This window comes from Streptomyces sp. NPDC031100 (assembly GCF_055570785.1).
Genome location: NZ_JBVIGN010000001.1, coordinates 580,301 through 602,811, shown reverse-complemented (window position 1 = coordinate 602,811; position 22,511 = coordinate 580,301). Strand labels below are relative to the sequence as shown.

16 protein-coding genes and 2 pseudogenes are annotated in these 22,511 nt (G+C 69.7%); 8 read left to right on the top strand and 10 right to left on the bottom strand.

The window, feature by feature from the left end:
* The first annotated feature begins 109 nt into the window (after positions 1-109).
* Positions 110-3,370: an AfsR/SARP family transcriptional regulator gene (locus ACZ5DS_RS02745; protein WP_468233217.1), complete on the top strand. Its 3,261-nt coding sequence runs from the start codon at positions 110-112 to the stop codon at positions 3,368-3,370.
* A 13-nt stretch (positions 3,371-3,383) separates the two neighbouring features.
* Here the strand turns inward: ACZ5DS_RS02745 and ACZ5DS_RS02740 are convergent, their stop codons facing one another.
* The 3 genes from ACZ5DS_RS02740 to panB all read right to left on the bottom strand — a co-directional run bounded on the left by ACZ5DS_RS02740 (position 3,384) and on the right by panB (position 6,309).
* On the bottom strand, positions 3,384-4,211 hold the full coding sequence (locus ACZ5DS_RS02740; RefSeq protein WP_468233216.1) for an ABC transporter permease: 828 nt from the start codon (positions 4,209-4,211) through the stop codon (positions 3,384-3,386).
* Complete coding sequence (locus ACZ5DS_RS02735; protein ID WP_468233214.1) at positions 4,208-5,233, bottom strand: ATP-binding cassette domain-containing protein; 1,026 nt, start codon at positions 5,231-5,233, stop codon at positions 4,208-4,210. The genes ACZ5DS_RS02740 and ACZ5DS_RS02735 overlap by 4 nt, the downstream gene beginning before the upstream one ends.
* Before the next feature lie 209 nt (positions 5,234-5,442).
* Positions 5,443-6,309 (bottom strand): 3-methyl-2-oxobutanoate hydroxymethyltransferase, encoded by an 867-nt coding sequence (gene panB / locus ACZ5DS_RS02730; protein ID WP_450687033.1) that lies wholly within the window; start codon positions 6,307-6,309, stop codon positions 5,443-5,445.
* Positions 6,310-6,525: 216 nt separating this feature from the next.
* Here panB and ACZ5DS_RS02725 point away from each other — a divergent pair, with 216 nt between their 5' ends.
* The 5 genes and pseudogenes from ACZ5DS_RS02725 to ACZ5DS_RS02705 form a co-directional block, all read left to right on the top strand.
* Entirely contained in the window at positions 6,526-8,112 is a 1,587-nt protein-coding gene (locus ACZ5DS_RS02725; protein ID WP_468233211.1) for an MFS transporter, read from the top strand.
* A gap of 77 nt (positions 8,113-8,189) precedes the next feature.
* Positions 8,190-8,819, top strand: a complete 630-nt coding sequence (locus ACZ5DS_RS02720; RefSeq protein WP_468233210.1) for a TetR/AcrR family transcriptional regulator — start codon at positions 8,190-8,192, stop codon at positions 8,817-8,819.
* Positions 8,820-9,088: 269 nt separating this feature from the next.
* A complete protein-coding gene (locus ACZ5DS_RS02715) occupies positions 9,089-10,057 on the top strand; it encodes an endonuclease/exonuclease/phosphatase family protein (RefSeq protein WP_468233867.1) in 969 nt (322 codons plus the stop codon).
* A gap of 118 nt (positions 10,058-10,175) precedes the next feature.
* Complete coding sequence (locus tag ACZ5DS_RS02710; RefSeq protein WP_468233209.1) at positions 10,176-11,399, top strand: MFS transporter; 1,224 nt, start codon at positions 10,176-10,178, stop codon at positions 11,397-11,399.
* Between the two features lie 330 nt (positions 11,400-11,729).
* A pseudogene (locus ACZ5DS_RS02705) lies at positions 11,730-11,951 on the top strand (formylglycine-generating enzyme family protein); the annotation flags it as partial.
* A gap of 152 nt (positions 11,952-12,103) precedes the next feature.
* On the opposite strand, the gene ACZ5DS_RS02700 reads toward ACZ5DS_RS02705, so the two are convergent.
* The 4 genes from ACZ5DS_RS02700 to ACZ5DS_RS02685 all read right to left on the bottom strand — a co-directional run bounded on the left by ACZ5DS_RS02700 (position 12,104) and on the right by ACZ5DS_RS02685 (position 18,564).
* Positions 12,104-12,742, bottom strand: coding sequence for a hypothetical protein (locus ACZ5DS_RS02700; protein ID WP_468233207.1), 639 nt, complete (start codon positions 12,740-12,742; stop codon positions 12,104-12,106).
* Positions 12,743-12,756: 14 nt separating this feature from the next.
* Complete coding sequence (locus tag ACZ5DS_RS02695) at positions 12,757-17,595, bottom strand: ricin-type beta-trefoil lectin domain protein (protein WP_468233205.1); 4,839 nt, start codon at positions 17,593-17,595, stop codon at positions 12,757-12,759.
* A gap of 376 nt (positions 17,596-17,971) precedes the next feature.
* The gene (locus tag ACZ5DS_RS02690; protein ID WP_468233204.1) at positions 17,972-18,343 is read right to left on the bottom strand and encodes an ATP-binding protein; all 372 of its coding nucleotides are present in this window, start codon (positions 18,341-18,343) and stop codon (positions 17,972-17,974) included.
* Positions 18,340-18,564 (bottom strand): hypothetical protein, encoded by a 225-nt coding sequence (locus ACZ5DS_RS02685; protein ID WP_468233203.1) that lies wholly within the window; start codon positions 18,562-18,564, stop codon positions 18,340-18,342. The genes ACZ5DS_RS02690 and ACZ5DS_RS02685 overlap by 4 nt, the downstream gene beginning before the upstream one ends.
* Positions 18,565-18,679: 115 nt before the next feature.
* Between ACZ5DS_RS02685 and ACZ5DS_RS02680 the strand changes: the two genes are divergently transcribed.
* On the top strand, positions 18,680-19,543 hold the full coding sequence (locus ACZ5DS_RS02680; protein ID WP_468233202.1) for a helix-turn-helix domain-containing protein: 864 nt from the start codon (positions 18,680-18,682) through the stop codon (positions 19,541-19,543).
* On the top strand, positions 19,515-19,793 hold the full coding sequence (locus tag ACZ5DS_RS02675; protein WP_468233201.1) for a DUF397 domain-containing protein: 279 nt from the start codon (positions 19,515-19,517) through the stop codon (positions 19,791-19,793). Before ACZ5DS_RS02680 ends, ACZ5DS_RS02675 begins: the two co-directional genes overlap by 29 nt.
* A gap of 39 nt (positions 19,794-19,832) precedes the next feature.
* On the opposite strand, the pseudogene nadE reads toward ACZ5DS_RS02675, so the two are convergent.
* The 3 genes and pseudogenes from nadE to ACZ5DS_RS02660 all read right to left on the bottom strand — a co-directional run.
* Positions 19,833-20,171: pseudogene (gene nadE, locus ACZ5DS_RS02670) on the bottom strand (NAD(+) synthase); the annotation flags it as partial.
* 1,681 nt (positions 20,172-21,852) lie between these two features.
* Entirely contained in the window at positions 21,853-22,209 is a 357-nt protein-coding gene (locus ACZ5DS_RS02665) for an ATP-binding protein (RefSeq protein ID WP_468233200.1), read from the bottom strand.
* On the bottom strand, positions 22,206-22,430 hold the full coding sequence (locus ACZ5DS_RS02660) for a hypothetical protein (RefSeq protein WP_468233198.1): 225 nt from the start codon (positions 22,428-22,430) through the stop codon (positions 22,206-22,208). Before ACZ5DS_RS02660 ends, ACZ5DS_RS02665 begins: the two co-directional genes overlap by 4 nt.
* Positions 22,431-22,511: the final 81 nt, after the last annotated feature.

Genomic DNA, 22,511 nt, shown 5'->3' with positions numbered 1-22,511 from the left:
CGCCTTTCCCTCTGCCGCCCTCCCCACCAGGACACCCCCCCCCCCCCCCCCGCTCCCCCCCCCCCCCCCCCCCCGAACCCGGTGACCCGTACCGACCGCTCCGGAGACAATGGACCCCGTGCGTTACCGCCTCCTAGGCCCCACCCAGGCACTCCGCCCCGACGGCACGCCCGTCCCGGTCGGCGGAGCGCGGCTCCGTGCCCTGCTGAGCGTGCTCGCACTGCGGGCCGGCCGGACCGTGCCCACCGACCTGCTGGTGGACGAGGTGTGGGGTGCGGACCCGCCCGCCGACGCCACGGGCGCGCTGCAGGCGCTGGTCGGCCGGCTCCGCAGGGCGCTCGGCGCCGACGCGGTCGCCTCCGCCGAGGGCGGCTACCGGCTCGCCGCCGCCCCCGACGACATCGACCTCACCCGCTTCGACCGGCTGACCGGCGAGGGCCTCGCCGCCCTGGCCGACGGCGACCCGGCCAAGGCCGCCGTCGTCCTGGACGACGCGCTCGCCCTGTGGCGCGGCCCCGCCCTCGCCGACCTGCCCGACCACACCGCCGAGGCCGCCCGCTGGGAGACCCGCCGCCTGGACGCGCTGCGCGCCCGGCACACCGCCGCCCTCGCCCTCGGCCACGCCGAGCAGTCCCTGCCCGAGCTGGCCGCCCTGTGCGACAGCCACCCCCTCGACGAGCCGCTCCAGGCGCTGCGCCTGCGGGCCCTGCGCGACGCGGGCCGCCCGGCCCAGGCGCTGGCCGCCTACGAGGACGTACGACAGCTCCTCGCCGACCGGCTCGGCTCCGACCCGGGCCCCGACCTGCGCGCCCTGCACACCGAGCTGCTCACCGAGGCCCCGCCCGAGCCGCGGCCCGCACCGCCCGCCGCCCTCGGCAACCTGCGCGCCCGGCTCACCTCCTTCGTCGGCCGTGAGCCCGACATCGAGGCCATCGGCGCCGACCTCACGGCGGCCCGGCTGGTCACCCTGCTCGGGCCCGGCGGAGCCGGCAAGACCCGGCTGTCGCAGGAAGCCGCCGAGGCGGTACGGCACACCGCCCGGGACGGGGTGTGGCTGGCCGAGCTGGCACCCGTGGACGACCCGGACGCCGTACCGCAGGCCGTGCTGACCGCGATCGGCGCCCGCGAGACCGTGCTGCACGGCGCCGGCGCCGAGACCATGCGCGCGATCACCGACGCGCACGACCCCGTCGAACAGCTCGTGGAGCACTGCGCCCGCCGCCGGATGCTGCTGATCCTCGACAACTGCGAGCACGTCATCGAGGCCGCCGCCCAGCTGGCCGAACGGCTGCTGGCCCGCTGCCCGGAACTCACCGTCCTCGCCACCAGCCGCGAACCGCTCGGCGTGCCGGGAGAGTTGGTGCGCCCCGTGGAGCCGCTGCCCGAGCCGGTCGCGCTGCGGCTGCTCGCCGACCGGGGCGCGGCCGCCCGCCCCGGATTCCGTACCGAGGGCGACCCCGAGGCGTGTGCCGAGATCTGCCGGCGGCTCGACGGACTGCCGCTGGCGATCGAACTGGCCGCCGCCCGCCTGCGCATGCTGACGCCCCGCCAGATAGCCGACCGGCTGGACGACCGGTTCCGGCTGCTCACCAGCGGCAGCCGCACCGTGCTGCCCCGCCAGCAGACCCTGCGCGCCGTCGTGGACTGGTCCTGGGACCTGCTCGACGCGGACGAACGGGACGTCCTGTCCCGTCTGTCGGTCTTCGCCGGCGGCTGCGACCTGGCCGCCGCCGAAGCCGTGTGCGGCCCGGCCGCCCTGGACGCGCTCGGCTCCCTGGTCGACAAGTCCCTGGTGGTGGCCTCCCCGTCCACGGACGGCACGATGCGCTATCGGCTGCTGGAGACCGTCGCCGAGTACGCGGCCGAACGACTGGACGAGACCGGGCGCCGGACCGAGGCCGAGCGCGCCCACCTGACGTACTACCGCGAACTCGCCCGCACCACCGACCCGTTGCTGCGCGGCCCCGGACAACGCGCCGCCATCGACCGGCTCCAGCTGGAGTACGAGAACCTGCGCACCGCCCTGCGGCACGCCGTCGCCGTCGGAGACGAGCAGGAGGGGCTCGTCCTGGTGCTGTCCCTGGTCTGGTACTGGCAGATGCGCGACCTGCGCCTGGAGGCCCGCACCTGGTGCCAGGAGGTCATGGCCCTCGGCCCCGACCCCTTCACCGAGCCGGTCCGTCCCGCCCGCCCGGTCTGGCAGCGCTGCACCGACACCCCGCCCCCGCTCACCGGCGAACTCCTCGCCGAGGCCCGGCGCGGTGTCCACCTCGCCCATCTCGCCTGCATGGACACCGAGCTGGACGCGTGGCAGACCCCCGAGGCAAAGGCCAGGCTGCGCGTCATCACCCGGGTCTACGAGCCGGGCATGCCGCAGACCTGCCGGATCCCCGGCATGGTGTGGTACTTCGCCGAGATGCTGACCAACGGCGTGGAGCGGCTGCGCACGCTCATCGACTCCTCCATACGGACCTGCCGGGACACCCCCGGCTTCGAGTGGGAGCTGGCCGGCGCCCTGCAGATGCGCGCCAACCTCCTCGCCAACCGTGCCGACTGGGCGGGCGACGCCACCCGCGACGCCGAGGAGTCCCTGGCGATCTACCGCCGCCTCGGCGACGACTGGGGCGCCGCCGAGGCCCTCTCCGCCCGCGGCGAGGCCCATGAACGCACGGGTGCCTACCAGGAGGCCGCCGCCGACTACCGGGCGGCCGACGAGCGCGCCGAACGCCTCGGCGCCCGCGCCCAGATGGCCGTCCTGCGCGCCCGGCTCGGCAGCGTTCTCATCGAGGCGGGCGACACCGCGACCGGCGAGCGCCTGCTGCGGGACGTCATCGCCAGCCAGGACGGCTCCCACAACGAGGGCATGCCCGCAGCCCGGCTCTATCTCGCCGCCTGGCTCAGCCTGTCCGACCGCACCGCCGAGGCCCGCGACCAGCTCCGGCTGCTGCGCGAGGAGTTCAAGATCGCGCACTTCGTCGTCTTCGACGCCATGATCCTCGGCCAGGAGGCCTGGCTGGACGCCCTGGACCGCCGCTCGCAGGAAGCCCTGGACCGCGTCGGCAGGGCGCTCAGGCTCGCCGAGGACTCGCTGTCCAGAACGATCGTCCCGCAGCTGCCCTCCATCTGCCTCACCGTGGCGGCGACGGCGCTGGCCGGGCTCGACGGCGGCACCCGCGCCGCGGACGCCGCCCGCTGCCTCGGTGCCGCCCAGGCCCTGCTGCCGGACGGGCACGTCCACTCCCGTGTGGAGCGCAAGGTCCTCGCGCTCGCCGAGTCCCGGATCCGGGAGACGCTCGACGGTCCCGCGTACCGGACCGCGTACGCCGAGGGCGGTGGCCTCTCCCTCGCGGAGGCCACCGCCCTGGTCTGAGGCACGGCGAACGTCAGCTCTTCGTGCGGAACTTGTGGATCGAGACCGGTGCCATCACCGCGGTGAGGGCCGCCGACCAGATCAGGGTCACCCACAGGCTGTGTGCGACCGGTCCGCCGACCATCAGGCCGCGCGCGGTGTCCGCCAGGGCGGACAGCGGGTTGTAGTCGGTGAAGTTCTGCAGCCAGCCCGGCATCGAGGCGGTCGGCGCGAAGATCGACGAGCCGAACTGCAGCGGCATCAGCACCAAGAAGCCCATGGCCTGCACGGACTGCGCGCTCTTCATCACCACACCGAGGGTGAGGAACACCCACATCAGGGCCGAGCCGAACACCGCGGACAGGCCCACCGAGGCGAGCAGCCCCGCCCAGTTGGTGACGTCGAAGCCCACCAGCACGGCGACGATCATGAGCACGACCGTCGCGAACAGCATGCGCATCAGCTCGACCGCGATCTTGGCGAACAGCACCGAGCCGCGCCCGATCGGCAGGGACCGGAAGCGGTCCATGACACCGGAGTTGAAGTCCTGGTTGAAGCCGGTTCCCACGCCCTGGGCCATGTTCATGCCCATCATGGCCATCAGGCCGGGCACGACGTACTGCACGTACCGGTCCTGACCGCCGCCCAGGGACTGCCCGATGGAGCCGCCGAAGACGTACACGAACAGCAGGGTGAAGATGACCGGGAACAGGATGGCGTCGAACATCGACTCCGGGTCCTGCCGGATCCACAGCAGGTTGCGGCGGATGAGCGCGCCGGTGTGGCGCAGGTGGGCGCGCAGCGGGATGGGCGTGTCGCCCTTGGAAGCGGCGGCGGCTGGGGTGAGAGTGGCGGCGCTCATACGGCGACCTCCTCGCGGGTGTCGGCGGGCGTGGCGTCCTGCGGGGCACCGGCGCGGTGGCCGGTGAGGGACAGGAACACCTCGTCCAGGCTGGGCAGTTCGGTGGTGATGGAGGAGATCGTGATGCCGCGCGCGGTGACCGCGCCGACCACGGCGGTCAGCTGCTCGTCGCTGAGGATCGGCACCAGCAGCGCGCCGGTCTCCGGGTCCACGGTGGTGGTCGCGAGCCCGGTGATGCCCAGCTCGTCCAGCATGTCGGCGAGCGGCCGCAGCTGCAGCGGATCCACCGGCCGCACCCGCAGGGTGCGCCCGCCGACCTTGGCCTTCAGCTCCTCGATGCCGCCCTTGGCGATCACCTTGCCGCGGTCAACGACGGTCAGCTCGGAGGCGAGCTGCTCGGCCTCCTCCATGTACTGGGTGGTGAGCAGCACGGTGACCCCCTCCCCGACCATCGACTTGACCTCGTCCCACACCTCGTTGCGGGTCCGCGGGTCGAGTCCGGTGGTCGGCTCGTCGAGGTACAGGACCGCCGGCCGGCCGATCATCGAGGCGGCCAGGTCCAGCCGCCGGCGCATACCGCCGGAGTAGGTGCTCGCCGGGCGCCGGGCGGCCTCCGTCAGCGAGAACCGCTCCAGCAGCTCGTCGGCGCGGGCGCGGGCGTCCTTGCGGGAAAGGTCCAGCAGCCGCCCGATCATGTACAGGTTCTCCCAGCCGGGCAGCTTCTCGTCCACCGAGGCGTACTGCCCGGTCAGCCCGATCACCCGGCGCAGCTGCCGGGGCTGCCGTACGACGTCGTACCCGGCCACGGTGGCCTGTCCGGCGTCGGGGGCGATCAGAGTGGACAGGATCCGTACGAGGGTGGTCTTCCCGGCACCGTTGGGCCCGAGCACCCCCATGACGGTGCCCTCCCGTACATCCAGGTCGACCCCATCCAGCGCCTTGGTCTCGCCGTAGTGCTTGACCAGTCCCCGTACGGTCACGGCGGGGCGCCCGCCGGCGGGGTTGTCGTCGATTCGCGTCATGCCCATGAAGGTGCCAGGCCCCACCGACAAACCACCGACAGCCGACCGACAGCACCGACAAATCCCCGACGACCACCGCAATCATCAATTGAGCAACCACGACGGCGAGCGACCACCTCCGCGAGAGCGGCGCCGGTTTAGGCGCAAAAAGGGGGACAGCCCGCCGACGGGGGACGATCGGCGGGCTGTCCGTGGTGTTGCCGCAATGGCTAATGGACGGAGTGCTCCTCCAGCGGGAACGTTCCGCCGACGACGTCCTCCGCGAACTCCTTCACCGCGTTCCCCATGACCTCACGCAGGTTCGCGTACTTCTTGACGAACTTCGGCACGCGACCGGAGGTCAGCCCGAGCATGTCCGTCCAGACCAGCACCTGCGCATCCGTCTCGGGCCCGGCACCGATCCCGACCGTGGGAATGTGCAGCACGCGCGTCACCTCGGCCGCCAGTTCCGCCGGAACCAGCTCCAGCACGACCGCGAACGCGCCCGCGTCCTGGACCGCCTTCGCGTCGCGCAGCAGCTGCTGCGCCGCCTCCTCGCCCCGCCCCTGCACGCGATAGCCCATCGCGTTCACGGACTGCGGGGTCAGACCGATGTGTGCCATCACCGGGATGCCGGACTCCACCAGCAGCCGGATCTGCTCGTGCGAGCGCTCGCCGCCCTCCAGCTTGACCGCGCCGACCCCGGCCTCCTTCACCAGCCGGGTCGCCGAGCGCAGCGCCTGCACCGGGCCCTCCTGGTAGGAGCCGAAAGGGAGGTCGCCCACGATCAGGGAGCGCTGCGTGCCGCGGACCACGGCGGCCGAGAGCATGGTCATCTCGTCGAGCGTGACGGGGACGGTCGTCTCGTAGCCCAGGTGACAGTTGCCCGCCGAGTCGCCGACCAGGATCACCGGGATCCCGGCCTCGTCGAAGACGGACGCGGTCATCGCGTCGTAGGCGGTGAGCATGGGCCATTTCTCGCCCCGCTCCTTGGCGAGGGCGATGTCGCGGACGGTGATGCGGCGGGTGCCCTTCCCCCCGTACAGCGCCTTGCTGCCGTCGGAAGGCTTGTTCTGGGCAGCCGAAAGCTGCGTCATGGCAACGGCTCCTTCAGTCATCTCGAGGCGCCCTGACGGCGTCCCCGGATCGTCTCCATGGTGGCACCTCGTGCCGGCGAGGGCCAGGGGACCCCCGTGTGATCCCCTCGGCTCCCGAAGCCGGGCGCCGACTGTGTAAGGCCTTGGTAGTAAGGCCTTGGTAAAGGAATAAGATACGAGACCGTTCCGTATCGGAATGATCGTACGCTTGAACACATGACAAGTCCCGTCCCTGCCTCCCGGATACCGGAAACGGTGCACCGGCGCCGTTGGGCGATCCTCGGCGTGCTGATGCTGAGCCTGCTCATCGTGGTGCTCGACAACTCGATCCTGAACGTCGCCATCAAGACCATCTCCACCCCGGCGCCCACCGGCCTCGGCGCCACCCAGAGCGAGATCGAGTGGGCGATCAACGCCTACACCCTCGTCTTCGCCGGGCTGCTGTTCACCTCCGGCCTCGTCGGCGACCGCCTCGGCCGCAAGAAGGTCCTGCTCGGCGGTCTCCTGGTGTTCGGCATCGGCTCGGCCCTGGCCGCCGAGTCCGGCTCCCCGGACCAGCTGATCGCCTACCGCGCCCTGATGGCCCTCGGTGCCGCCTTCGTGATGCCCGCCACCCTCGCCGTGCTGATGAACGTCTTCGAGCGCGAGGAGCAGCCCAAGGCCATCGGCATCTGGGCCGGCGGCGTCGGCCTCGCCATCGCCATCGGCCCGATCACCGGCGGCGCGCTGCTCGACCACTTCTGGTGGGGCTCGGTCTTCCTCATCAACGTGCCGATCGTGATCATCGCGCTCGCCCTGATGGTGTGGCTCGTGCCGGACTCCCGCGACCCCAACCCCGGCCGCCTCGACCCGATCGGCGTGGTCCTGTCCGTCGTCGGCCTGGTCCTGCTGGTCTACGGCATCATCAAGGGCGGCGAACTGGCCGACTTCACCGACCCGAAGGTGCTGTCGACCATCGGCGCCGGTCTCGCCGTCCTCGCCGTCTTCGTCGTCTTCGAGAAGCGCAGCGACCACCCGTCGCTGGACGTGACCTACTTCAAGAACAAGGTCTTCTCGGCCGCCATGGCGGCCATCGCGCTGGTCTTCTTCGCGCTGATGGGCGTCACGTTCTTCTCCGTCTTCTACACCCAGAGCGTGCGCGGCTACTCCCCGCTGCAGTCCGGTCTGATGCTGCTGCCGCTGGCCGCCGCGCAGATGATCTTCGCGCCGCGTGCCCGGCTGGTGGTTCAGCGGTTCGGCAACAAGGCCACGACCACCGCGGGCCTGGTGCTCATCGCGGCCACGCTGGCCGCCTTCGCCACCTTCGAGGCCGACACGCCGATCTGGCTGCTGGAGATCGTCTTCTTCCTGATGGGCACCGGCATGGCGCACATCATGACGCCGACCTCCGTCGTCATCATGCAGGCCCTGCCCCGCGAGAAGGCCGGCTCCGCCTCCGCGCTCAGCAACACCTTCCGCCAGGTCGGCGGCGCCCTCGGCATCGCCGTCCTCGGCTCGGTGCTCTCCACCGCCTACCGCAACGGCATCGAGGGCAAGCTCGGACTGCTGCCGCCCGGCCTGCGCGGCACGGCCGGCGAGTCCATCGAGGCCACCCTCGGCGTCGCCGAGAAGCTCGGCCCGCAGGGCCGGGCCCTGGTCAGCCCCGCCAACGACGCCTTCCTGCACGCCATGCACGTCACCGCCCTGTGCGGTACCGGCGTCGCGCTCATCGGCGCCCTGGTGACGGTCCTGTTCCTGCCGGGCAAGCCGCCGGTCGGTCAGGAGGACAAGAAGGAACCCGAATTGGTCGCGGCGGCGGACTGACACTCGAGCGGGACTCCACGGGGGAGGGAGGCTGCTGCGGGACAATCCCCGCAGCACAGTGAAAGGACGGAAACGACGTGAGCCTTGCCGACAGCCGACCGCGAACGGACGGCCCCGCCCGGGGCCGGCCCCGCAGTGAGGCCGTGGAACGCGCCATCCTGGAAGGCGTGATGAAGCTCCTGGAGGAGGGCGTGCCCCTCGCCGAACTCTCCATCGAGCGCGTCGCGCGCACGGCCGGCGTCGGCAAGGCCACCATCTACCGCCGCTGGAGCGGCAAGGAGGAGCTCTTCGTCGACGTCATGCGCGCCGCGGAGCCCCCGGACCCCGATCTCCCCGGCACCTCCATGCGCGACGACCTCGTCGTCCTGCTCGAATCCCTGCGCCGGCGAGGCCTGCTCAGCCGCTCCTCGGTGATCATGCACAACGCGTACGCCCAGATGAAGAGCAGCCCCAAGATCTGGTCGGCGTACCACGCGAGCGTCATACAGCCCCGGCGCGAGCTGGGCCGCGAAGTGCTGCGCCGCGGACAGTTGAACGGCGAACTGCGGACCGACATCGACGTGGACCTGGCCAACGACATGTTCGTCGGCCCCATGCTCGTCCGCTCCGTCATGCGCCCCGACGCCGACCTGCCCGAAGGCCTGGCCGAGGAGATCGTCGACACGGTCCTGGCCGGGCTACGGCCCGTCAGCTCGACAGCCTCGTAGCGCTTATGTGCACGTTTCGTCACAGACCACGCGGGTTCCGGGGGTAACCGGAACTCCCGGCCCCGCCTCGTTCGTCCTCGTCTTCCGTACGGCCGTCATGGGACGGCGGGAACGGAGCCGATCATCCCCTAGGGTCGGATGAACACGGGGGAACGACGGTGTGCACGGCAGGCAGTGAGGCAGACGGTATGGCGCAGCAGGCGTACGTGACGGAGACGGACAACGGCGGCTCGGGGCCCGAGCGACCGGGATCCCGGCTTCGGCGCCTGATGCACCCCCTGCTCGGCGGCTGGCGCGGCGATCCACACATCTGGCGCCGGGGCATCGTCCTCGCCGTCCTCGGGCTGCTGCTCGCGCTGGTGATGCTGCTGCACTCGCACATTCCCAACCGGGTGGGCAACCTCGGCAGCCTCACGGAGACCTTCCTGCCCTGGCTGGGCCTGGCCATCCCGGTCCTGCTGGTCCTCGGCCTGCTCCGCAGGTCGGCGACCGCCCTGATCGCGATCCTCCTCCCGGCGATCGTCTGGCTGAACCTCTTCGGCGGACTGCTCACCGACAAGACCGCCGGCGGCGGGGACCTGATGGTGGCCACCCACAACGTGAACGCCGACAACCCCGACCCGGCCGCCACCGCCCGGGACGTCGCCTCCTCCGGCGCGGACGTGCTGGCCCTGGAGGAACTGCCCGCGTCCGCCGTCCCGGTGTACGAGAAGGCGCTCGCGTCGACGTACAAGTACCACGCGGTCGTCGGCACGGTCGGCCTGTGGAGCAGGTACCCGATGACCGGCGTGGAGGACGTCGACATCAAGCTCGGCTGGCAGCGCGCGATGCGCGCGACCGTGGCGACCCCCAAGGGCCCGCTCGCCGTCTACGTCGCCCATCTCCCCTCGGTGCGGGTGAAGATGGAGGCCGGGTTCACCGCCCGGCAGCGCGACAAGAGCGCCGACGCGCTCGGCGAGGCGATCGCCCACGAGACCCTGCAGCGGATCGTGCTGCTCGGCGATCTGAACGGCACGATGAACGACCGCTCGCTCAACGCCGTCACCTCGCAGCTGCGCTCCACGCAGGGCGCGGCCGGCAGCGGCTTCGGGTTCAGCTGGCCGGCGTCGTTCCCGATGGCGCGGATCGACCAGATCATGGTCAAGGGCGTCGAGCCGGAGAGCTCCTGGACCCTGCCGCGCACCAACAGCGACCACCTCCCGGTGGCTGCCCGTGTGAAGCTGGACACGTCCTCGTAACCGGCCGGAATACTGGGCCTGAGAGTTTGTTCCGTAGCTGAACATAAGCTGTACGGACTCCGCTCTCCTACTTCGAAGTCTTGCTTCGAACTCTTACTTCGAAAGGCACAGGCCCTTCATGCCCCTGGCCCTGCTCGCTCTGGCCGTCGGCGCTTTCGGTATCGGTACGACCGAGTTCGTGATGATGGGCCTGCTGCCCGACGTCGCGGACGACCTGCACATCTCGATCCCCACCGCCGGGCACCTGGTCTCGGCGTACGCGCTGGGCGTCGTCATCGGCGCCCCGCTGCTGGCCGCCGTGACCGCGCGGATGTCCCGCCGTACGGTCCTCATCGGCCTGATGGCCCTGTTCGTGGCGGGCAACGCGCTCTCCGCGCTCGCCCCCGGCTACGACTCGCTCCTGGCCGCCCGCTTCCTCAGCGGCCTGCCGCACGGCGCCTTCTTCGGCGTGGGCGCGGTGGTGGCCACGGCGATGGTCCCGCCGGAGCGCAAGGCGCGCTCCGTCTCCCTGATGTTCCTCGGCCTGACCGTCGCCAACGTCGCGGGCGTTCCCGTCGCCACGCTGATGGGTCAGCATCTGGGGTGGCGGGCGACGTTCCTCGGTGTGAGTGCGATCGGCGTAGCTGCGATAGCCGCGCTCGCGTTGCTGATCCCGCACGACCGGGTTGCGGCCCCTACGACGGGACTGCGCGGCGAACTGGCCGCGCTGAGGTCGGTGCCCGTATGGCTGGCTCTGGGTACGACGGTGGCGGGCTTCGGCGCGCTCTTCGCCGCGTACAGCTACGTCACCCCGATGCTGACGGACTCCGCCGGGTTCGCCGAGGGCAGCGTGACGGTGCTGCTGGCACTGTTCGGCGTGGGCGCGACGGCGGGCAACCTGCTGGGGGGCCGGCTGGCCGACCAGTCGATGCGGGGGACGCTGTTCGGCGGGCTGGCCTCGCTGGCGGGCGTACTGCTGCTGTTCCCTCTGCTGATGCGGGCCGAGTGGAGCGCGGCCCTCGCGGTGGCCCTACTCGGCATGGCGGCGTTCATCACCGGCTCCCCGCTCCAGCTGATGGTCATGGAGAAGGCCGCGGCCGCTCCCTCCCTCGCATCCTCGGCCAACCAGGCGGCCTTCAACCTGGCGAATGCCGGCGGCGCCTGGATCGGGGGACTCGCATTGGCGGCGGGCTTCGGGGTTACGTCGCCTGCGGTTGCCGGGGCGGGGCTGGCGGTGCTGGGGCTGGGTGTGGCTGGGGTGGCTTATCTGGTGGACCGGCGGCGGGAGAGCGTCCGGGGCGGGCGGGTCGGCCGGGTGGTTGCTGCCCATGTGCCTGAGCAGTCGGGGGCGTTGCGGGGTTGATTCTGTTTGCCTGCCTGCCCATTTGCCCACCCGCCCACCCGACTCGGTCGGCCGGTGGACGAGCGGTTCGGTCGGCGAAGAGGCCGCGATCAGGGCAAGGCATGGGGCTCGGGCAGGCATCCGGCCTCGCCCTGGCGCCAGGAGGAACCACATGCGCTACGACTGCTCGTCTCCATGAAGACCCGGCCCGGCTACCGGGACGACGTCGTCTGAGTTAACAAAGCAGGAACTGTCGGCCGTAGGCGGACTGGGTCTTTGAGTGAGGTCTGCTGTACGTCGGATCGTCCTCGTCCGACCACGTTCACGGCGGATTTCGTGAATGCGTGTTCCGACATGCTGGGCCATGCGTGGGGCTGGTGCTGGGACGGCTACGACCGCGAGGTGTACGGCACACATCGGGTGCTTCGTGGTGGTGGATGGGTCGACGAGCACTGGAGCTGCCGGGCATCAGCGAGGCGGCACAGCCCCCCGACCTTCCGGAATGACGAGGTGGGATTCCGCATCGCGCGCTCGGAGAATGGGAGGTGGATGTCGCGTACCTCGTCGACGTAGGGAGTCGCCTCCGGCCTGGGCCGGTGGGGGCTCCGGAGCATCGAGGAAACCGGTGAGATCGCAGTCCATTGTCAACGGAGTTTGAAAGGAGCGGGGGGTGGGGTGTGTCACGCCCACCCCCCTCTGAGATAGGGCGGAAAAAGGGCTTCCCGCTAACCGCCTTCGACCAGGTACCTCACATCGCTCACGACGAACTCACCGTAGTTGAATGCCGACCCGAGCCTGTTCAGCCTCGCGTACTGGTCCTCGGACAGCGACACGTGTCCCGGAGACCGCGACGCACTCCGTTCGACTAGGGCCCTCAGGAGGAGCCGGAATGCGAGATCGGGGGTGCAGGAGCGGGAGCATGCGCCGAGCGTCTCCGCCACCTCGGGAGCGAGGATGCTCCTGAACTCCTTCACCGAGGCCAGGACCTGGTCGGCCAGCTCTCTCCCCTCGTATGCGTCTGCGTCGGTGAGCGTCGGAGGGCCCGAGCGGTGGGAGAGCCACGCATCGCACACCTCGATCACCTGCCGCATCCACTCGGCGCCTTCAGTGACACGGCCGCGGCGGAAGAAGTACTCCCCTCCGTCGGCGCAGCCTTCCCACAGCACCTTGATCTGGTCCGAGCTGAGGTTGTCCAGGAGGAGCCGGGCGTCACGCCGCACCAGCAGCACCAACCCCGGCTCCAGCTCCTCCACGAACTGATTCGCCACTGCCTCAGTTTCGGTGGAGGCGTCCAGTGTCCAGTCCTGGTGGAAGAAACTCATGATCCACGGGATGCCGAACGTGAACTCCGTAGACCGATGCATCGGGCGTCTCCTCCTCAGACCGGATACCCGGTGTAGACGTAGTAGCCGAACCTATGCCCTGGGGCACGCTTAAGGATGATCACGTACTGGTTGCCCGCCTGCGTGATCGTCCTGCCGTCCGGGTGAGCGACAAAGCCGAGGGGATTCCTCGCCCCGAACGTCCCCCTCAGTGTCTTCTGCTGGTCGTTGCCGCGAAGCCACTTGGTGATTTCGCCCGCCTTGTTCGCCAAGGCGTAGTCGACGACCTGTTGAGCCGTTTGGAAGTCGACGAACACACTGTTCTTCTCACCCTTCCCCACAGCGAGCCTGAGCGCTTCCGACTGCGTCGGGTTCACGTGCTCATCGAGGATGTGAGCCTGTCCGGGGAACTTCTGCGCGTCGGCCACGAGGTCGTTGCAATTGTGGACCAGGACCGGGCTGCCGCCCGCCACCGCGTAGAAGGTGTGCAGGCCCGACACGGTCAGGTCGTACACCGCCTGGGGCGCGGAGTGGTCCCGCTCGCGCAGCCCGGCCACCGTGCGGAAGGTGCCGTCCGGGGTGTGCAGGGCGTCTCCGGGGACCAGGTCGGAGGCCAGGGTCCAGCCGCGGCCGGTGACGAAGAACCGGTGTCCGGGCGTGCTGGTGAGGCGTCCGCCGTCCGCCAGGGTGACGTCGACCAGGTCTACCGCGGTGTGGTAGAAGGTGCGCGTGACCGGCTCGCCCTGGGTGCGTCCGGTCGCCGGGTCGGCGGCCATCAGGCGGTCACCGGTTCGCACGTCGCTGATCGCCTTGCGGCTGCCGTCGGCCAGGACCACTTCGGTGGTGCCGGGGAAGCTGTTGACCGAGCACGCCGTCCGCAGCTCCTCGAATACCTCCACGGACCGCTCCATCTCGGCCATCGTCTGGGCGTCGACGTCCAGCGCCTTCAGCGCCTTCAGCGCGTCGCGGACCCCTTCACCGGACCGCATGGCGATGTCGAGGGCACGGATCGCCTCGGTGATCTTTGTGATCGCGCCGCCGATGGGCAGCCAGGTGGCGGCCCAAGCGCAGTCGCCGAAGCTTCCGCTGCCGTCACCGTTGAGCTTGTGGTAGCAGCCTGTGAAGTCGCCTTTGATCGACTTGGCGATCCCCTTCCACAGGTCCACGGTCACGTCCCACGCGGAGACCTTGATCTTCTTGGTCAGGTCCGGGACCGTCTGCGTCTTCAGGAAGACCGTGTCCTCGGCCGGGCAGCCGGCCTCGGTGGCGGGCACGTCCGGATTGGTGCACAGGTAGAAGCTGACCACCGCGTCAAAGTGCGCGATGAACACCAGCGTGTTGCAGTTGATGCCGTGGCACTCGTTGGGGAGGCGTTCCGGCTCGCCGCGCTGCTTGATCTCTTCGATGACGGAGAAGACCCCTCCGACACCGGTCGCCGCACCCGTCTGTACCTGCTTGTTGGCGTCCTCCCGCTCGGTGCGGTCGGCTGCATCCTGGGCTTCCTTGGCGTACTTGGCGGCGTCCTTGGCCGCCTGTTCGGCTTCGGTTGCGGCGGTGTCGGCGCGGTCGGCGGCGGCGCGGGCGTCCTTGGCGTCCTGTTCGGCCTGGGCGGCTGCGGAGCGGGCTGCTTCGGCGTCGAGTTCGGCGGCGTCGGCGGAGTCGCGGGCGTCCTTGGCGTAGCCCTCGGCGTTGCCGGCCGCCTTGTCGGCGGCTGCGGCGTCGTCGGCAGCCTGCTTGTCGTACTCGATGGTGCGGGCCAGTGATGCCGCGGCCGCGGATGCGGCCTTGGCCGCGTCTGCCGCGTAACCCAGGGCCTCCTTGGAGTAGGTGCGGGCGTCGGCGGCGTACTGGGCGGCGTTGGCCGCGTGCTGGTAGGCCTCCTTGGCGTCGCCCTTGGCCTGGTCGGCGAGGTTCTTGGCCGCCTGGGCCTCGGCGGCGGCGTTCTTGGCGTGCGCGTCGGCTACCGCCTGCTGCTGCTCGGCGATCGTCTTCGACGCCTGTCCGGTCAGCACGACCAGGCCGGCGGCCGAGTCGGTGTCGACATACGGTGAGCCGAGCTGGATCGCGTCGTTGGCCGGGTTGGCCACCTGCTCCGCCGCCTTGCCGGCGTCCACGGCCGCCTGCGCGGTGACATGGGCGTAGCCCGCGGCCTTCGCCGAGGCGGCGAGTGCCTTGGCGGCCTCCGCGTTGGCGGCGTTGGCCTGGGTCTTGGCGTCCTTGGCGTGTTGCTGAGCCTCGTCGGCCAGCTTGACGGCGGTCTTGGCCTCGGCTGATGCGTCCTGGGAGGCCTTGATGGCGTCGGCCACCGCGCTGGTCGCGGTCTTCACGGCCGCGTCCGCCTTCAGCTTGTCCGCCTGGGCGGCGTCCGCGTCGGAGCGTGCCCGCTTGGCGGCCGCCTCGGCGCGGGTGGCCGCGGCGTCGGCGTCGGCTGCCGCCTGGGTGGCGGCGTCGGCCTCGGAGCGTGCCTTCTTGGCGGCGGCTTCGGCGTCGCCAGCCGACTTGTCGGCGTCGTTCGCTGCGGCGCGGGCGGCGTCCGCCGCCGCACCGGAGTCCAGCTTGTCGGCGTAAGCGTCCTTGGCGTTGGCCTTCGCGCGGGCGGCATCCGCCTGCTGCTCTGCATCCCAGGCGTCGTTCCGCATGGCCTTGGCGTGGTCGCGTGCCTTGACCGCGTCGTCGCGCCGGTCTCCAGCGGTCTTTTCGGCGGCCTCCGCCTTGTCCTTGGCGTCCTTCGCCTTGGACGCCTGGGTCTCGGCGTTCTTCTTGTGTTCGGCGGCCTCGGCCCGCTTGGCGGCGGCGTTCTCCTTCTCGGCCTTGGCCGTCTTCTCCTCGGCCTCGGCGGCGAGCCGCTTGGCGTGCGCGTCGGCGGCGGCTGCCTTGGCGTCGCCCTCGGCCTTCAGCGCGTCGGCGAGCTTCGCCTCCGCGGTCTCCTTGTCCTTCTTGGCGTTGTCCCGGTGGATCTTCGCCGCGTCGGCGGCCGCCTTCGCCTGCCACTCGGCCGCCTTGGCGGCCTCTTTGCGGAACTCGGCCTTCGACTGGGCGGCTTGAGCCAGTGCACGCTGCGTGATGGTCTGGCTGTCGCCGGCGGAGGCGCGGGTGGCGGCCTCGGCGGTCTCGGCAGCCTTCACCATCGCCTGCAGTGCGGCAACCGAACCCTTGGCGACCTGGTCCTTCTGCTGACCGACCAGCAGACCACGCCCCCGCGGCGCGCCGTTAGTGTCGGCGATGCCATAGGCGGCCTGGATGGCTGCGTCCGACGTCACGGTGGCCTTCTGCGCCGTGGCGAGCTGTGCCTTGACGGCGGCGAGCTGCTTCTTCGCCTCCGACTGTGCACTGGTGACGTTCGCCTTGGCCTTGTCCACGTCGGCCTTCGACGGCGCGCTGCCGGTGTGGCCCTTGGGGACGATGCGGAGCTTCTGCGCGTTGGAGCCGTTGCACGTGTTCAGCTGGGCGTCTTTGCCGTTGTCGAACGTGGCCAGGTTCAGACACTTGTCCGTGGCGATGTTGCGCAGCTCGTCCGCGGCGCGGACGTTGAACGTCCACTGCTGTGCCTTGCTGCTGCCGCAGTCCCTGATCTGGATCTTCGTGCCGTTGGCATTGGCGCCGTTCAGTACCTCCAGGCACTTCTGCGCGTTGACGTTCAGGAGGGTGTAGTGGCCGTCGTAGATCCCCCACAGCTGCCACTTCTGGGCGCTGCTGCCGTTGCAGGTGTAGACCTGGACCGGGGTGCCGTTGGTCTTGCCGGCGCCCTGGACGTCGAGGCACTTGCCCTTGGCCGCCTCCACCTGGATCTCCAGCGGGGCGTCACCGATCCAGTTGATGCCGCCCTCGGTGTAGTGGTCCAGCCAGCGGGTGGAGTAGTCCGCGATCCACGACTGGCCGAGCAGCTTGCCCAGGGCGAAGGTGCCGTCCTGCAACGCCTTCGTGGCGGTGACGTTGGCGGCGAGGATCTGCTGTCGCTGCGTGGCCTGCGAAGCGATCTCCTGCTGCCATTCGGTGGACGCCTGGGCCACTTCCTTGCCGAGTACCCGGTCCGGGTCGATCGGGTCGTGCCACGCGCACGCGGCGAAGCGGGCCTTCAGGTCCTCGACCGCGACGCGGAACTCCGGGGTGTCCGGGGCCGGAGCGGTGCGGGGGAAGCCGCCTGAGGACAGGAAGATGCGGGCGTCATCGGCGAACACCCTAGGAACGAACAACTGGTTGGGTTCGATCTTCCCGGAGTTCTTCTTCCACAGCGCCCATGCCTGCTGCTCCTCCGGTGTCCCCCCAGAGGTGTACAGCTGGTCACCGATCGCGACCGCGGCAGCCTTCGTGCCGTCGTCAGCAGTGGGAGACGGCTCGTAGAAGGGCGAGAGCAAGTCGACTCGTTTGAGGTGTGACTGGTACAGCCACGGAAGCAGCCCGATCTGGTCGAAGATCTTGCTCGCTCCCTGCGGTGCACCAGGGTAGGGCTCCAGGCCGCTGACAGCACCGGACCACGCCTGCCACTGGTCACCGACCTTCTTGACCCACTGGTCGGTGCTCGCATCGTCCGCGTAGAACGCCTGGTGCAGGGGGGTGTTGTTGTCGTCGAGGTTGCGGTCGAGCTTCTGGTGGAGCTGATCGGGTGGCAGTCCGACAGCATTCTGGGCCAGGGCGAACAAGTTGGGTCCGCCCTTGCGCAAGGCATCAGCGGCCACGCACTGATCACCGCGCAGTTGTTCAGCCGCTTTGGTGTCGTAGCCGTCGTAGGAATCCCCTACGAGGCTTGCATCGTCCTGGTCCGAGAGGCCGGCGAGGTCGGGTCGCACAGCAAGGCCGACGACGACCGCGACTGCGGTCAGCAGAAGGATGATTCGGGCAAGTAGTCCTGAACGTCCTGGCGTTGGTATGAGCGATCTTCCTGGTCGGGAAGGCAACGGAGCATCACTTTCTTCAGAGTGTGTATGCGCCGGTTGATCGGCCGATGCAATGCTCCGCAGAGCAGTAAATGCAAGGACTCTCACGGAGACTCAGAAGCGCAGGTCCCTGGCCGGGTTCATGCACATGGATGGCCAGTGCGATGGCATGGCGATGCAACCCCTCCCCGTGAGCGACGGCGTTCCCCCGGTCGCTGACTGATGTGTGCGTACGGAGTGGTCAGGCTCCGCCGGTGCACGTCGACACTCTAGGCACACACAGGCGTACTCGTACAGGTGTTCACGTTCGTGTGAGAGCGTGATGGGGTTTGATCTGGAGCAGCCCTGGCACCGCCGTAGCCATCCTGCTGATCGCAAGCGTGAACTCGCCTCTCCTCTACGTGACCGACCGTTGCCCCGGTTCGGCCAGCTCGCACCAGACCGTCTTGCGGTCCGCTCCCTGATCCATTCCCCAACGCCGGGATAGCTGGTCGACCAGGGCCAGACCGCGGCCGGACTCGGCCGTGTCGGCGACGGGCAGAAGGACGGGCAGGGCGCGTGGATCGGGATCGGTGACCTCGATGCGGGTGTGGCCGCAGGTTGTGCCGGTGACGCGGACCGTCACCGGGGTGCCCTCGCCGAGGTGGTCGATGACGTTCGTCAGTAACTCCGTTGCGCACAGGCGGACTTCGAAGTCGTGAGCGCGGAGGTGGTGGCGGAGTTCTGGTACGGCCTTTGGCGTCGCGAGCAGGGTGAGTGCGAAGGTCATTGCCCGGGCGCCGCCTTCCGGAGGGCGGTCGCCAGGGCACGGGCTGTCGCGGTGTTGCAGTTCCCGAGCGCGACGAGGCCGGCGGGCGGTGCGTATCTGCCCGCGAAGCTCGGCAGGTCCACGCGGAGGGAGGGCAGCGTGATGTCGTGCAGGGCGAGGGCGGCGCGGAGGTCCTCCACGCAGAGGGTCGCGTCGTAGGCCGTGGGGGAGCGGTCGGGCATCGGTGGCGTCTTCCTCTTCCGGTGCGTTGTGTGACGAATGCCTCACAGCCTGTCGTCGCGCTCGCTACGGTGAAAGGCGTTTCGCGTTCGCGACCGGGGCAGCGGAAGGTGAGCGATGGCACGGCGCAAGGACATTGACGGCTCGATGAGCGTCCCGACCTTCTACGGCAAGGAGTTGCGGTGGAAGAGGGAGGCGGTGGGGCTGTCGTTGGAGGCGTTCCTTGAGGGCAGCTTCTACGGCAAGACGTACCTGAGCGACATCGAGCGCGGGGAGCGCAGGATGCCGATCGAACTGGCTCGGCATGCGGATCGGGTGCTCAACACCGACGGGTTCTTCGAGCGGCATTGCGAGGATGTGCGGAAGGCGCGGCGGGGACCGCATGCCGCGTACTTCGAGAAGGTCCTGGAGGCGGAGAAGTACGCGGAGTCCATTGAGGAGTGGTGCCCCATCACCTTTCCCGGGCTGCTCCAGACCGCCCCGTACGCTCGCGCGCTGGTCCGGTCGGCCCATCCGGCGGCCTCCGACGAGTGGGTCGAGGAGAAGGTGACGGCCCGACTCGCCCGCGCCCGCCTCTTCGAGGAGGATCACTCCACCCCGGAGTACTGGGCGATCCTGCACGAGTCGCTGATCGCGGATCCGATCCTTCCTCCGCTGGAGGTGGCCGAACAGTTGCACCGGGTCGTGGAGTTGGCCGAGCGGCGCCGGATCACTCCGCAGATCGTTCCGCGGACGTGCGGCCCGTATCCCCTGATGGCCGCCTCCATCAAAGTCATGACCTTCCCGGACGCGCCGTCGCTGCTCTACATCGAGGCGTCCTACAGCGGTGACACCATCGACGATCCGGCCCTCGTGAAGCAGTACCGCAAGGCATACGATCGGCTCAGGGCGGTCGCGCTGTCACCAGACACGTCCCTCGCCATGATCAAGGCAGCGGCAGAGGATTACCGAAATGGCAAGCAACCGGATCGACTTGAGTGACGCGCTCTGGTTCAAGAGCAGCTACAGCAACGGGGACGGCGGGGATTGCGTCGAAGTGGCCGGCGACTTCCCCGGCGCCGCCATCTGGCGCAAGTCGACCTACAGCAACGGTGACGGCGGCAACTGCGTCGAAGTCGCCGACAACATCCCCGGCCTCGTCCCCGTCCGCGACTCCAAGACCCCCCACGGCCCCGCCCTCATCCTCACCGCCGCCGCCTGGGCCCCCTTCGTCGCCTCACTCAAGGGCTGAACCGGGGCCCGGGGGCGGAGCCCCCGGTGCCTCAGCTGCTCACAAGTCGAAGCGGGCGAGGTCGCGCAGCCAGGTCCGTGCCGAGCTGTCGGACGGTGCGCGCCAGTCACCCCGCGGGGAGAGCGAACCGCCGGCCGAGACCTTCGGCCCGTTCGGCATGGCCGAGCGTTTGAACTGCGCGAACCCGAAGAAGCGGCGGCAGAAGACCTCCAGCCAGCGCCCGATCTCCGGCAGGTCGTACGCCACCCGCTTGGCCTCCGGGAAGTTCGGCGGCCAGGCGCCGCCCTCCGCGTCGTGCCAGGCGTGCCACGCCAGGAAGGCGATCTTCGACGGCCGGAAGCCGTAGCGCAGGACGTGGAAGAGCGTGAAGTCGTGTGCCTGAGCAGTCGGGGGCGTTGCGGGGTTGATTCTGTTTGCCTGCCTGCCCATTTGCCCACCCGCCCACCCGACTCGGTCGGCCGAGAGGCTCTGCGCTTTGCGGAGCCGGGACTGACCAGTTGCTGTCGGGCCGCCCGCTTCCTGGCCAGTGTCGTGCTTCCGCGAGCCGAGTAAAGGGCGCTCCCGTTCCGCTGCGCTCCACTCCCGCGTCGGCTCCGCCGATCGGCCTACGGCCGACCCTTGACTCGGCTCACTCCAGCACGGGGAGGAAGCGAGCGGGCGGCCGGGGGAAAGTGGCCGGCTTGAGTCCGTTGGGCCCTTGGGCGGACTGCGTTCTGGGGCGGGGTGGTGGGGCGCGGCTGCGGTTTGGGGGCACGCCGGGTGGGCTCGGCGGCTTGGGGCCGGTGGGGGGAGGAGGCGGGGCACACGGGCGGATGGAAGTGATGGAAGTGGTGGTTTCGGCCCATGGGTGAGGGGTCGGTTACGTTTCTGGCCTGCAGATTTCCCTCCGCGCCCTGGGACAGATGCACCACTTCCATCCAGCGTGGGATCAGTGAGGTCCGTGTGACTGGGGTCGGCCGTCCGTGTGCGTTTCCGCGTGGGTCATACCCGGGGGATGCAGTCGGGAGGGTCGTGGTGGGGACAGGGCTTCGGGGAGTCGTCCGGAGGGGGCAAGGGGCTGCAGGAGCAGACCTTGGGGCCCTGGTTGCCGCCCTCGCCGTGGCGGCCAGGGTGGTGATCGCCGCTGCCGCCGTGACCGTGGCCGTGATGACCGTCGTGGTGGGCTGCGATCGAGGTTGTGGTGCCGATGTGCGGCGTCGCCGAGGCGGCGAATGCGCTGGTGGGTAGAAGCACGCCTCCTGCAGCCAGAGCGGTTGAGGCCGCGAGCATCGCAAGATGCCGTGTCTGTGAGATGTGAGTCATGGGAATTCTCCTCCCGGTGAGAAGCAGTGAAGCGGTAGCCGTTCAGGGATTTCAGCGGGTTGCGGGCGGTCCTGGATGCGCCCGCAACCCGATCAGCGTCTCCGCGCCCGCCACCTCAGAAGCGAGAATTGAGGTGCTGATTGAAATGGTCGATCACCACGCTGCAATTACGCGGATTCGGATGGGGTCGGTCGCAGGGATCAGGCGGTCCACTGTCCGGGTCCCACGGATCAGGAAGTGGGATAGGACGAGGGTCAGGCCAAGAAGGAGGATCGGAGGGATCGTTCCCGGGACCTCCGCCGTCCCCACCGTCATCGGGTCCGATGGGGGGATCCCCCGGTCCTCCCCCACCCCCGAGGTGTCCTGGGCCAGACTCGCCGCCGCACCCGATGTTGACTGGTTGCGATCCAAATGAGCGGCAATAATCGTCGCCGGGGTCCTGGGCAGCTGACGCACTCCCGGAGACTGCCACGAACCCGAAGAAAGCCAGGCCCGCCATCAGTGCCACGCCTGTGGCCCTGTGTCGCCACTTCCGCCTTGCTGCTTTCTCTTCCGTCGATCGGTCTGTGACGTCCGGCGATATTGTGTCCCGCTTGCTGTTCGACATCGGAATGTTCCATCTCGTGAGGGTTTCCATCTGGCTCATCCAGTGGACGTCCAGGACACCTCCAGGTCACCTCACGAGAACTCGTCACTTGACATCCGGAAATGCTCGTGCTGCGCGGCAGCAACTCTCTCGGGCACCACCGGCGCCGCTTCAGCTTCTCAATTCGCACCAGACTGTCTTGCGGTCCGGGCCCTGTTCCACGCCCCACCGATCGGTCAGCGCGTCGACGAGAGCCATGCCCCGCCCTGACTCCTCCGTCGCTGCGGCAGACAGCAGGACGGGCGAGGTGCGCGGATGGGGGTCGGTCACCTCGATGCGCGTCTGGCCCTGCTCCGGCTTGCCGATGACCCGGACGGTCACGGGTGTGCCCTCGCCGACGTGGTCGATGACGTTCGTCAGCAACTCCGTTGCGCACAGACGGACGTCGAAGTCGTGGTCGCGGAGATGGTGGCGGAGTTCCGGTACTGCCTTCGGCGTGGCGAGCAGGCGGAGTTCGGGTGGCGTCATCGTTCGGCCGCCGTCTTCCGGAGCGCGGCGGCGAGGGCGCGTGCCGTACCCGTGTTGCAGTTCCCGAGCGCGACGAGGCCGGCGGGCGGTGTGTATGTGCTCGCGAAGCTCGGCAGGTCGACGCGGAGGGAGGGCAGCGTGATGTCGTGCAGGGCGAGGGCGGTGCGGAGTTCCTCGACGCAGAGGGTCACGTCGTAGGCCGTGGGGGAGCGGTCGGGCATGGGGGTCGGCAGCCTTCTGTGCGGTGTGTGATGAATGCCTCACAGACTGTCGTCGGGATCGGTACGGTGAAAGGCGTTTCG

Excerpts from the sequence above, each read along its gene's own strand:
- ACZ5DS_RS02745 (WP_468233217.1), top strand. The coding sequence starts at position 110 with ATGGACCCCGTGCGTTACCGCCTCCTAGGCCCCACCCAGGCACTCCGC.
- ACZ5DS_RS02740 (WP_468233216.1), bottom strand. The coding sequence starts at position 4,211 with ATGAGCGCCGCCACTCTCACCCCAGCCGCCGCCGCTTCCAAGGGCGAC.
- ACZ5DS_RS02735 (WP_468233214.1), bottom strand. The coding sequence starts at position 5,233 with ATGACGCGAATCGACGACAACCCCGCCGGCGGGCGCCCCGCCGTGACC.
- panB (WP_450687033.1), bottom strand. The coding sequence starts at position 6,309 with ATGACGCAGCTTTCGGCTGCCCAGAACAAGCCTTCCGACGGCAGCAAG.
- ACZ5DS_RS02725 (WP_468233211.1), top strand. The coding sequence starts at position 6,526 with ATGACAAGTCCCGTCCCTGCCTCCCGGATACCGGAAACGGTGCACCGG.
- ACZ5DS_RS02715 (WP_468233867.1), top strand. The coding sequence starts at position 9,089 with ATGCACCCCCTGCTCGGCGGCTGGCGCGGCGATCCACACATCTGGCGC.
- ACZ5DS_RS02710 (WP_468233209.1), top strand. The coding sequence starts at position 10,176 with ATGCCCCTGGCCCTGCTCGCTCTGGCCGTCGGCGCTTTCGGTATCGGT.
- ACZ5DS_RS02700 (WP_468233207.1), bottom strand. The coding sequence starts at position 12,742 with ATGCATCGGTCTACGGAGTTCACGTTCGGCATCCCGTGGATCATGAGT.
- ACZ5DS_RS02690 (WP_468233204.1), bottom strand. The coding sequence starts at position 18,343 with ATGACCTTCGCACTCACCCTGCTCGCGACGCCAAAGGCCGTACCAGAA.
- ACZ5DS_RS02685 (WP_468233203.1), bottom strand. The coding sequence starts at position 18,564 with ATGCCCGACCGCTCCCCCACGGCCTACGACGCGACCCTCTGCGTGGAG.
- ACZ5DS_RS02680 (WP_468233202.1), top strand. The coding sequence starts at position 18,680 with ATGGCACGGCGCAAGGACATTGACGGCTCGATGAGCGTCCCGACCTTC.
- ACZ5DS_RS02675 (WP_468233201.1), top strand. The coding sequence starts at position 19,515 with ATGGCAAGCAACCGGATCGACTTGAGTGACGCGCTCTGGTTCAAGAGC.
- ACZ5DS_RS02665 (WP_468233200.1), bottom strand. The coding sequence starts at position 22,209 with ATGACGCCACCCGAACTCCGCCTGCTCGCCACGCCGAAGGCAGTACCG.
- ACZ5DS_RS02660 (WP_468233198.1), bottom strand. The coding sequence starts at position 22,430 with ATGCCCGACCGCTCCCCCACGGCCTACGACGTGACCCTCTGCGTCGAG.